Genomic DNA, 9,633 nt, shown 5'->3' with positions numbered 1-9,633 from the left:
CCCTGCCTCTTACTCTACTCCGCACCTGGCAGGGCTGGCTGTATCTGGCGGTGGTTATCGATCTCTTCGCCCGTAATGTGGTCGGCTGGTCGATGAAACCCACTCTCTCACGCGAACTGGCGCTCGACGCGCTGATGATGGCGGTCTGGCGCCGAAAACCAGACAGCGAGGTTATCGTACATAGCGATCAGGGCAGCCAGTACGGCAGTGACGACTGGCAGCGCTTCTACCGGGCCAATAACCTGGCGCCGAGCATGAGCCGGCGTGGCAACTGCTGGGATAATGCGGTGGCCGAATCGTTCTTCAGTTCGCTGAAAAAAGAACGGATCAGAAAACGCATATATAAAACCAGGGATCTGGCCCGGGCGGATCTTCGATTACATTGAAGTCTTCTATAACCGGTCCCGGCGCCACAGCCACCTCGGCGACGTCAGTCCGGAGGCCTTCGAACAGGCCTCGTCGTGAGGACAGGATTTGTCTACAGGCGTGGGGTCAGTCCAAACTATAGGGCAGGATCGTCTACCGGGGCGGGGTCAGTCCATCAACGGCTCGGAAGTGTCTAGATTATCCGTGGCGATTCAGTTACAGTACATCTCAGGTCTGCAGGGTTCAGGCCCTGTTCAGGCCTGAAAATTAAGCACATTTTCTGAGGCTGGAAATCAACTCATGCTGACAGCCTGAGCCTGTTGGCATGGTAAGCAATGTGCTCACCAATAAAGCTGGAAATGAAATAATAGCTGTGGTCGTATCCAGTATGATATCGGAACGACGCATTGAGGTTCATCTCATTGCATACTCTCTCAAGGATTTTGGTGCGCAGTTGCTCTTCATAAAAGGCGTCACTCAGCCCCTGATCAATGAAGATTTCTGGTAATTTTTCACCCTGTAAAATGAGGCTGACTGGATCGTAGGCTTCCCACGTTTTTCTGTTTTCACCCAGGTAAGCGCTAAATGCCTGTTGCCCCCATGGCACCTGAGAAGGCGATACTATCGGGGAAAATGCTGATACGCTCACATATTCACCAGGATTTCGCAGAGCCAGCACCAGAGCACCCAGCCCTCCCATAGAATGACCGGATATAGATTTTCTTGCCGTTGCAGGAAAATGATTCATGACGACATCCGGAAGCTCTCTGAGAATATAGTCATACATCCTGTAATGAACATTCCACGGCTGTTCCGTCGCGTTCAGATAAAAACCGGCCCCCTGGCCAAGATCGTAACTGTCGGCATCCGGGACATTATTACCCCGGGGACTGGTATCCGGGACAACAACGATGACGTTATGCCGGGCTGCATAATGCTGCATACCTGATTTGGTGATGAAATTCTGCTCAGTACAGGTCAGGCCCGACAACCAGTATAGTACCGGCAGTTTTTCTGTTACTGCTTTGGGAGGAAGATACACACCGAAATTCATTTCACAATTAAGGGATTGTGAATAATGCCGGTACACGTTTTGCCAGCCGCCAGAGCTGGCATGCTGCTCAATGAGTTCCATCAGCCGTTATCTCATGGTTATTTCCCCTGACCGAAGCCAGGGGAAGTATCTTTAAATCCGGACGTCAGATAAACGTATACGCCGTGATTTTGTTACCCGCCGGATCCCGCAGGTAGGCAGCATAGGCCCCGGGAAGGTGACCACGCGGGCCAGGTTGACCTTCATCAGCTCCACCGGCGGCAAGGCCGGCAGCATGGAAAGCATCAACCTCTTCCGGGGTGGCAGCAGCGAAGCCGACAGTCACCCCGTTAGCGGAAGGTGCTTCACCGTTGCCCGGACGGGCAATGATAAATGCCGGCTTTTCGCGGCCATAGAGTACCCAGCCGTTGCCAAACGGGCCGAGGTTATTGATACCAAGCGTGCCCAGGACGACATCGTAAAATGCGGAGGATTTCTCGACATCGGCTGCGCCAATGAACACATGAGAAAAGATGCCGTCACCAGAAATTACCGGAGTTGTCATTTTCCACTTCCTTCAGTTTGAGTTGATTAAAATTCTGATGGGATCAGTAATGAATCACTGTCCGGATAGATTTGCCTTCATGCATAAGCTCGAAGGCGTCATTGATTTCATCCAGTGTCATCGTATGGGTTACAAATGGCTCAAGGTCAATATCCCCCTTCATGGCATCCTCGACCATACCGGGGAGCTGAGTGCGGCCTTTTACTCCGCCAAACGCGGAACCTTTCCATACGCGCCCGGTGACCAGCTGGAAAGGACGGGTGGAAATCTCCTGTCCGGCCCCTGCGACACCAATGACAACGGACTGCCCCCACCCACGGTGAGCACTTTCCAGCGCTGCACGCATGACGTTAACGTTACCGATACATTCAAAGGTATGGTCAATACCCCACTTGTTGATATCCAGCAGAACATCTTTAATCGGTTTGTCATAATCATTCGGGTTAATGCAGTCAGTGGCCCCGAACTGACGGGCCAGGTCAAATTTTGTCGGATTAGTATCGATAGCGATAATACGTCCCGCTTTTGCCTGACGGGCCCCCTGTACCGCAGCCAGACCAATTGCCCCCAGACCAAAAATGGCAACTGAATCGCCCGGCTGCACTTTAGCCGTGTTATGGACGGCGCCAATACCGGTAGTCACGCCACAACCCAACAGGCAGACGTGTTCATGGTTCGCCTCCGGGTTAATTTTTGCCAGAGAAACCTCGGCCACAACGGTGTATTCACTGAATGTGGAACATCCCATGTAGTGGTAAAGAGGCTGACCGTTGTATGAAAAGCGAGTGGTCCCGTCAGGCATCAGTCCTTTGCCCTGAGTCTCGCGAACCGATACACAGAGGTTCGTTTTACCGGACTGGCAGAATTCACACTCCCCGCATTCAGCGGTGTAGAGCGGAATAACATGGTCACCCGGCTTCACACTGGTGACGCCTTCACCAACTTCAACGACGATACCGGCTCCCTCGTGGCCGAGAACCACCGGGAAAACGCCCTCAGGGTCATTCCCTGAGAGGGTAAAGGCATCGGTATGGCAGACACCTGTGTGGGTGTTTTTAATCAGCACCTCGCCTTTTTTAGGCGGAGCAACATCAATTTCAACAATCTCCAGGGGCTTCCCTGGTGCAAATGCAACAGCGGCACGTGATTTCATACGTAATATATCCTCAATGTAATAATGGCCTCACCTATTTAAGATAGGCACGAACCAGCTCAATCGTATCGTCAACTGATTTACTGACTTCATGACTGTAGCTGTCATTCTGGTCAAAGGTTTCCCGTATGTGGCTCTCCAGCACCTCTGCCATCAGTCCGTTAGCGGCGCCCCGGACGGCGGCGATTTGCTGGAGAACGGAACGGCATTCAGCGCCACTTTCAAGTGCTCTTTCCAGAGCATCAATCTGACCCCGGATACGGCGAACCCGGGTTAGGACCTTTTTTTTCTCTTCAGGAGTACTGGGCATTGCTTACCTCACTGCTCTGTATTTCTTATACTATAGGGGAGTATTACATTAAGATCAACACATACCCCACTATAGTATAATAAATATATCAGAGCACCGGTAATGACTCCAACTTACTGATAGTGTTTTATGTTCAGATAATGCCCGATGACTTTGTCATGCAGCTCCACCGATTTTGAGAACGACAGTGACTTCCTGCCCAGCCTTGCCAGATGCTGCCTCAGATTCAGGTTATGCCGCTCAATGCGCTGCGTATATCGCTTGCTGATAACGTGCAGTTCTCCCTTCAGGCGTGATTCATAAAGCGGCCAGCCATCCGTCATCCATACCACGACCTCAAAGGCCGACAGCAGGCCCAGAAGACGCTCCAGCGTGACCAACGTGCGTTCACCGAATACGTGCGCCACAACCGTCCTCCGTATCCTGTCATACGCGTAAAACAACCAGCGCTGGCGTGATTTAGCGCCGACGTAACCCCACTGTTCGTCCATTTCCGCGCAAACAATGACGTCACTGCCCGGTTGTATGCGTGAGTTTACCGACTGCGGCCTGAGTTTTTTAAGTGTCGTAAAATCGTGTTGAGGCCAACGCCCATAATGCGTGCACTGGCGCGACATCCGACGCCATTCATGGCCATATCAATAATTTTCTGGTGTGTACCGGGCTGAGAGACGGTGTAAGTGAACTGTAGCTGCCATGTTTTACGGCAGTGAGAGCAGAGATAGCGCTGATGTCCGGCAGTACTTTTACCGTTACGCACCACGCCTTCAGTAGCTGAACAGGAGGGACAGCTGATAGAAACAGAAGCCACTGGAGCACCTCAAAAACACCATCATACACTAAATCAGTAAGTTGGCACCATTACCCGAATTACCAGCGTCTGCTCTTGGCACGGAGCGGACCTATTTACTGAGCCGAAGGTCCGCTCAGACTAACTCATTAAAGCCTGGTTGTTTTATCGCATCATCAGCCGTGTTCTGAAGCATTAGCTATGTATCTTCAGGGATGCTGATTTTCCCTCTGCACCAGATAAACCAGAATACAGTTTGATGTCGGTCAAAAAAGACAGCTTTAAGTGCATGAAATGAATAATGTTTCTTGAATGCTGGCAAAGCACTGGGATAGTAGTGTTGATTATTAGACGATCGGTCAATATTATTTATTGACGACTTAATGACTGAACGGTAAACGCCCGGACAAACGAGGTGAACGTGTTTAAATCTTTATTAATCAACAAAACAGATGGACGCTATAGTGCGCAACTTGCTGAAATCGCTGAAAGTGAACTACCGCAGGGGGATGTGGAGGTCAATGTTGACTATTCATCCATCAACTACAAAGACGCACTGGCCATTACGGGCCGGGGCCCAATCGTCCGACGCTTTCCCATGGTGCCCGGCATTGATTTTACCGGTACAGTGTCCGCCAGTTCACATCCCGAATATCAGGCCGGAGATAAGGTTCTCCTGACCGGCTGGGGTGTTGGGGAAAAACACTGGGGCGGACTATCCGAAAAAGCACGGGTAAATGGAGACTGGCTGACGCCGCTCCCGGCTGGCGCTAACGGCAAACACGTAATGGCAATCGGAACAGCTGGGTTTACCGCGATGCTGTGCGTAGACGCACTTCTGAATCATGGTATTAAGCCTGAAGATGGTCCGGTACTTGTTACCGGTGCCAGCGGCGGCGTCGGGAGCATTGCGGCCATGATCCTTGCATCAATGGGGTACCGCGTTACGGCGTCTACTGGACGCCCGGAAGAGGCTGCCTGGCTCTATAAAACGGTCGGTGTGGACGAGATTATTAACCGTTCCGAGCTCTCCTGTCCCGGAAAACCGTTACAGAAAGAACGCTGGGCTGCCGCCATTGATACAGTCGGTAGCCATACGCTCTGCAATGTATGCGCCGGGGTGCGTTATGGCAGTATTGTTGCAGCCTGCGGCATGGCACAGGGGATGGAACTAATGGGGAATGTGGCTCCGTTTATCCTGCGTGGCGTCACGCTGAAAGGGATTGACAGTGTCATGTTCGCGAAGGAAAAAAGAGCGGCGATCTGGCAGCAGGCGGTACAGTATTTACCGGAGTCCAGACTGGATAGCCTGACCACCGTTTATCCGCTGAGTGATGCCATCAATGTGGCCGAAAAACTTCTGAGTGGCGGAATTCGTGGCCGGGCAGTAATTCAGTGTAGCTAATGAAGTGGAAGCCAGGCTCAGCCTGGGTTTGATAATTATTATCAGGGGCTGCGGCCCCTTTTTTACTTTTCAACAGCCGTGTCCTTAGAGGGCTGATAGCGTACTGACTTTTTGAAATAGCTCCAGAAGTCGTACACAGGCTGGGTTGAGCAATAAAGTTTGGCACGCATTACGGCACCCTCCCAACTGCTCCAGAAAATGGCCGCCAGTTGCGTATTATTCATATCGGAACGGATTTCGCCCGAAGATAACGCGTCGGACAGACAGCACGCCACAAGCGCCTGCCAGCGCTCAAGTATTTCGTGGAGCTGTTTGATAAAGGACAGTGGAAGACCCGGACTCTCCTGCATCATATTGCCAACCAGACAGCCCCGGGTGAAATTGTACTTTTTAATGCCGTCGCAGGCATCGTCGATGAAATTTTCCAGACGCATCATTGGTGTGAAGGATGATTCATACAGATGTTTTTGGAGTTTATGCACAAAGAAACTGTCATAGGCGCTCAGAACAGTCTGGGCATACTCTTCTTTGCTCTTGAAATAGTAATAAAATGAGCCTTTAGGAACACTGGCATTTTTGACAATGGCATCGACTCCCGTTGAAAGAAAACCATTCTGCGTGAGCAGTTCAAGCCCGCTTCGGATCAGGTCATTACGGGTATCTGTATAGGTACTCTCTGTTTTTCGTGGCCTGCCTCGCCCACGAATTTCGCCAGTCATGACTTTGCTCCTGCATTTTATTAACGGAAAAGAATAAGTGATTTTGCGCGGAGGCTTCAATCAGTTTATCCCCGGCGGTGACGAGGTGGCCACCTATGCCGACTGGACAGGGGACTGACTATTGCCATAACGCCATCGCAGGTTGCTTCAGTAAACCTGCTAATCCCGTACAATGGCGAATTCGCTATATCCGCTTCTCGCACTTAGCTGCCATAAATCGGCCAGGCAATCACAGGTCATTTCTGTCTCGCAAAGAAGGTGCCGTTTCTGCTTTGCGTTGACACCCCTAAATATTAGAATTAAAAGGAGAGAGTTACTGGAAAAAGGCAGCGGAGGCAGTGACAATCGTGGCTTGAAGCCACTACTCGATGGATGCGGACATGTAGTTGGCGTCATTCGACAAAACTAGCAAACTTCTAATAGTCACCATTTCTCCCGTCTGGCGGGAGTGCTGTCAAATGCCCCCCTCATCTCTGTGTGGGAAATGAAGGGTGAAGGGGAAATAGATGACAGCGTTATTTCTACGCCCAGAATACTGAATACCTTGTACAGACGATCAATACTGGCGCTAGCAGGGTTTGCTTCCAGGCGGGCATAGGTTTGCTGCGTTACGCCAAGCCTCTCAGACACATCTTTTTGCGTGAAGCCCTTGATTTTGCGAAACCCGATTAGCACAGGTCTGAGCTGGTTCAGCGTTTTTATCGGGAACTGATTATTCATAAGTGACCTGCCTCGCAGACTGAGTAGGGAGTACCGCCCTGTAATACAGCAGGTAAGGTGTATTTTGTGTTATACAGACTATAGGCTGTAAAACCTTTATTGAAAAGATGCTGATGTTCCAGGGGCATGCCGAGCATGGACGATTTTCTGCGGGGCGGTATTTCGCTACGGGGGAGATTGCGTTCGGGCAATGTACCGGTGTAAAAAACGTCAATTTTTCAAAACCGCTGTTATCGGGATAAGCTGAAAACTCCGAAGGCAGACACAGCCACGAATAATGTCAGACTTAAACTCTGTAGCTGTCTTCTTTTGCCTGTAAATAACGTCTAGTTTGACTCTGATGAAGGCTGTACCAGGCAGAGAACATGTCACTCTCGGGGCCGGATGATAAAATGTGTTCAACTGGCTGGGCAGGGTAATAGCGAAGAACGTTCTCTGAAATTCGATTCAGCTCAGCGTAACGTGCGCTGTAGGTATGTATAATCCATTGCATCAATTTTGCATCCGTATTATTCGCAGATTACACACAAGAAGCTTAACAATGGCTGAAAGAGTGAGCAGGGATATGTAACAAAAACAAGGGCTTCAAGATGAACTGGATAAAACCGGAGCAGAGCAAGCCCTGTTCCGGTTTGTCAGGCTTTGGAATTTCTTCCAGGCCCCTGCAGCTAGTCACAACAAACACATTAATGTTTTCATTGCTTCAATTCAATATTATTGTGTGAAAGGGATTCCATCGAAATCGGCTTATGCATGCTTAAAACTAAACTGCCCCGGCTGCAGTCATTTGGTTGCTGTGGGCTCTGTACTGTGTCTAATAGTGAAAGAATCTTACGTTATAACGAAGGAAATTGCTGAATGACTCTACGATTGCAGACGGAATCACCCGCTGACCAGGATATGTTTAGAGGCAGCAGTCATGAAAAAGTTGCAGAGAATGTGGCTCAGATCATCAGGACACCTGATGTCAATATTATTGGTCTGGAAGGTGAGCTGGGTTCAGGTAAGTCAACAATATTGAAGTTCCTGCAGAAAAAGCTTAAAGATGATTTTACGTTCATTAACTTTGATGCAGAACGTTACCATCATGGCTCAACTAAAAAAGCGCTTATCGATGTCATCCACCACGGGGTCAGCCTACAATGTCCGGGCTCCCGGGATGTGTTGGATAAGTATAAAAATCTGGCTCTGGGTAACATCGTTGAATACGACAAGAGGGTCAGCAGCAGGCTAAGCTGGTTGACCGTCGTTTTTATTTTACTGTCATTGCTTTCCGTGCAGATGCTTCGTTATGTGCTAACAGACCTTAATCAATATTTTACTAACAATGATCTTACCCACGAATAGTGGACACACGACTAAGTGAGTAAACTCTTAACCAGAGGTGACTCATGACAAAACCAGCATCAACCAGTAAGAAGCCCCGCAAACAGTACACGCCTGAATTCCGCAACGAAGCCCTGAAGCTTGCGGAACGTATCGGTGTTGCTGCCGCTGCCCGGGAACTCAGCCTGTACGAATCCCAGCTCTACGCATGGCGCAGTAAGATTAACAATGCCCGCAGCTCTTCCGAACGTGAGCAGGAAATGTCCGTTGAAATTGCCCGTCTTAAGCGCCAACTGGCGGAACAGGCAGAGGAGCTGGCCATTCTCCAAAAGGCCGCGACATACTTCGCGAAGCGCCTGAAATGAAGTATGTCTTTATTGAAAAACATCGGGCTGAGTTCAGCGTCAAAGCCATATGCCGGGTACTGCGGGTCGCCCGTAGCGGCTGGTATGCGTGGCGTCTGCGTCGTCAGCAGATAACACCACGTCAGCAGTTCCGGCTCGTCTGTGATACTGCTGTCCGTCAGGCATTCACTGAGGCAAAACAGCGTTATGGTGCGCCTCGTCTCGCTGACGAACTGCCTGAGTACAACGTCAAAACCATTGCCGCCAGCCTGCGGCGTCAGGGGCTTCGCGCAAAAGCGGCCCGGAAGTTCAGCCCGGTCCGATACCGCGAACATGGCCTGCCGGTGTCTGAAAATCTGCTGAAACAGGATTTTTACGCGAGTGGCCCGAATCAGAAGTGGGCGGGTGACATCACGTACTTGCGCACGGACGAAGGCTGGTTGTACCTGGCGGTGGTCATTGACCTGTGGTCCCGTGCTGTCATCGGCTGGTCGATGTCGTCGCGGATGACAGCGCAGCTGGCCTGCGATGCGCTACAGATGGCACTCTGGCGACGTAAGCGCCCGGAAAATGTCATCGTGCATACGGACAGAGGCGGGCAGTACTGTTCGGCAGACTATCTGGCGTTACTGAAGCGGCATAATCTGCACGGTAGCATGAGTGCCAAAGGATGTTGTTACGACAATGCCTGCGCGGAAAGCTTCTTCCACTCGCTGAAGGTGGAATGTATCCACGGGGAACGCCTTATCAGCCGGGAAATCATGCGGATGACGGTGTTTAATTATATCGAGTGTGATTACAATCGGTGGCGCCGACACAGTGCCTGTGGCGGACTCAGTCCCGAACAATTTGAAAACCAGAACCTCGCTTAGGGCCGTGTCCACATTACGTGGGTAGGATCA

At 50.7% G+C, this 9,633-nt stretch carries 10 protein-coding genes and 1 pseudogene; 4 read left to right on the top strand and 7 right to left on the bottom strand.

The genetic code is table 11. The annotated features are described in order from the left end of the window. Positions 1-465: pseudogene (locus IPZ49_RS22500) on the top strand (IS3 family transposase); the annotation flags it as partial. Between the two features lie 199 nt (positions 466-664). On the opposite strand, the gene fghA reads toward IPZ49_RS22500, so the two are convergent. The 5 genes from fghA to IPZ49_RS22475 form a co-directional block, all read right to left on the bottom strand. Next, on the bottom strand, positions 665-1,501 hold the full coding sequence (gene fghA / locus IPZ49_RS22495; RefSeq protein WP_012561110.1) for an S-formylglutathione hydrolase: 837 nt from the start codon (positions 1,499-1,501) through the stop codon (positions 665-667). Between the two features lie 64 nt (positions 1,502-1,565). Then, on the bottom strand, positions 1,566-1,964 hold the full coding sequence (locus IPZ49_RS22490; protein ID WP_012561111.1) for a VOC family protein: 399 nt from the start codon (positions 1,962-1,964) through the stop codon (positions 1,566-1,568). Positions 1,965-2,007: 43 nt separating this feature from the next. Next, entirely contained in the window at positions 2,008-3,117 is a 1,110-nt protein-coding gene (frmA, locus tag IPZ49_RS22485) for an S-(hydroxymethyl)glutathione dehydrogenase (protein ID WP_017384070.1), read from the bottom strand. Positions 3,118-3,151: 34 nt separating this feature from the next. Then, positions 3,152-3,427, bottom strand: coding sequence for a formaldehyde-responsive transcriptional repressor FrmR (gene frmR / locus IPZ49_RS22480; protein ID WP_017384071.1), 276 nt, complete (start codon positions 3,425-3,427; stop codon positions 3,152-3,154). 113 nt (positions 3,428-3,540) lie between these two features. Then, a protein-coding gene (locus IPZ49_RS22475) for an IS1 family transposase (RefSeq protein ID WP_223195083.1) occupies positions 3,541-4,238 on the bottom strand; the annotation gives its coding sequence in 2 pieces (ribosomal slippage) (positions 3,541-3,989 and positions 3,989-4,238; 699 coding nt in all). A 400-nt stretch (positions 4,239-4,638) separates the two neighbouring features. On the opposite strand from IPZ49_RS22475, the gene IPZ49_RS22470 reads away from it, so the two are divergent. After that, positions 4,639-5,622 (top strand): MDR family oxidoreductase, encoded by a 984-nt coding sequence (locus tag IPZ49_RS22470; RefSeq protein WP_023280857.1) that lies wholly within the window; start codon positions 4,639-4,641, stop codon positions 5,620-5,622. Between the two features lie 62 nt (positions 5,623-5,684). On the opposite strand, the gene IPZ49_RS22465 is transcribed toward IPZ49_RS22470, so the two are convergent. Next, complete coding sequence (locus IPZ49_RS22465; RefSeq protein ID WP_023280966.1) at positions 5,685-6,341, bottom strand: TetR/AcrR family transcriptional regulator; 657 nt, start codon at positions 6,339-6,341, stop codon at positions 5,685-5,687. Positions 6,342-6,764: 423 nt separating this feature from the next. Next, positions 6,765-7,061: a helix-turn-helix transcriptional regulator gene (locus tag IPZ49_RS22460; RefSeq protein WP_017384073.1), complete on the bottom strand. Its 297-nt coding sequence runs from the start codon at positions 7,059-7,061 to the stop codon at positions 6,765-6,767. A gap of 858 nt (positions 7,062-7,919) precedes the next feature. Here IPZ49_RS22460 and IPZ49_RS22455 point away from each other — a divergent pair. Together IPZ49_RS22455 and IPZ49_RS22450 are read left to right on the top strand one after the other, a co-directional pair. Continuing rightward, positions 7,920-8,408 carry a P-loop NTPase fold protein gene (locus IPZ49_RS22455; RefSeq protein WP_023280967.1) on the top strand — a complete coding sequence of 163 codons (489 nt, stop codon included), beginning with the start codon at positions 7,920-7,922 and terminating at the stop codon, positions 8,406-8,408. 44 nt (positions 8,409-8,452) lie between these two features. Continuing rightward, positions 8,453-9,603 (top strand): IS3 family transposase gene (locus IPZ49_RS22450; RefSeq protein ID WP_087855188.1). Its coding sequence is split into 2 segments (ribosomal slippage): positions 8,453-8,711 and positions 8,711-9,603, totalling 1,152 coding nucleotides; the frame shifts between segments, so codons are not numbered across the junction. The last annotated feature ends 30 nt before the right edge of the window (positions 9,604-9,633 follow it).

It is taken from the genome of Enterobacter cloacae complex sp. S2 (genome assembly GCF_015159675.1).
Classification (GTDB): Bacteria; Pseudomonadota; Gammaproteobacteria; order Enterobacterales; family Enterobacteriaceae; genus Enterobacter; species Enterobacter intestinihominis.
Note: the sequence above shows the minus strand (reverse complement) of the source record. Positions and strands in the feature narration are given on the sequence as shown.

Bases quoted from the DNA above. Each gene is read 5' to 3' on its own strand.
- IPZ49_RS22490 (WP_012561111.1), bottom strand. From the start codon at position 1,964: ATGACAACTCCGGTAATTTCTGGTGACGGCATCTTTTCTCATGTGTTC.
- frmA (WP_017384070.1), bottom strand. From the start codon at position 3,117: ATGAAATCACGTGCCGCTGTTGCATTTGCACCAGGGAAGCCCCTGGAG.
- frmR (WP_017384071.1), bottom strand. From the start codon at position 3,427: ATGCCCAGTACTCCTGAAGAGAAAAAAAAGGTCCTAACCCGGGTTCGC.
- IPZ49_RS22460 (WP_017384073.1), bottom strand. From the start codon at position 7,061: ATGAATAATCAGTTCCCGATAAAAACGCTGAACCAGCTCAGACCTGTG.
- IPZ49_RS22455 (WP_023280967.1), top strand. From the start codon at position 7,920: ATGACTCTACGATTGCAGACGGAATCACCCGCTGACCAGGATATGTTT.
- fghA (WP_012561110.1), bottom strand. From the start codon at position 1,501: ATGGAACTCATTGAGCAGCATGCCAGCTCTGGCGGCTGGCAAAACGTG.
- IPZ49_RS22465 (WP_023280966.1), bottom strand. From the start codon at position 6,341: ATGACTGGCGAAATTCGTGGGCGAGGCAGGCCACGAAAAACAGAGAGT.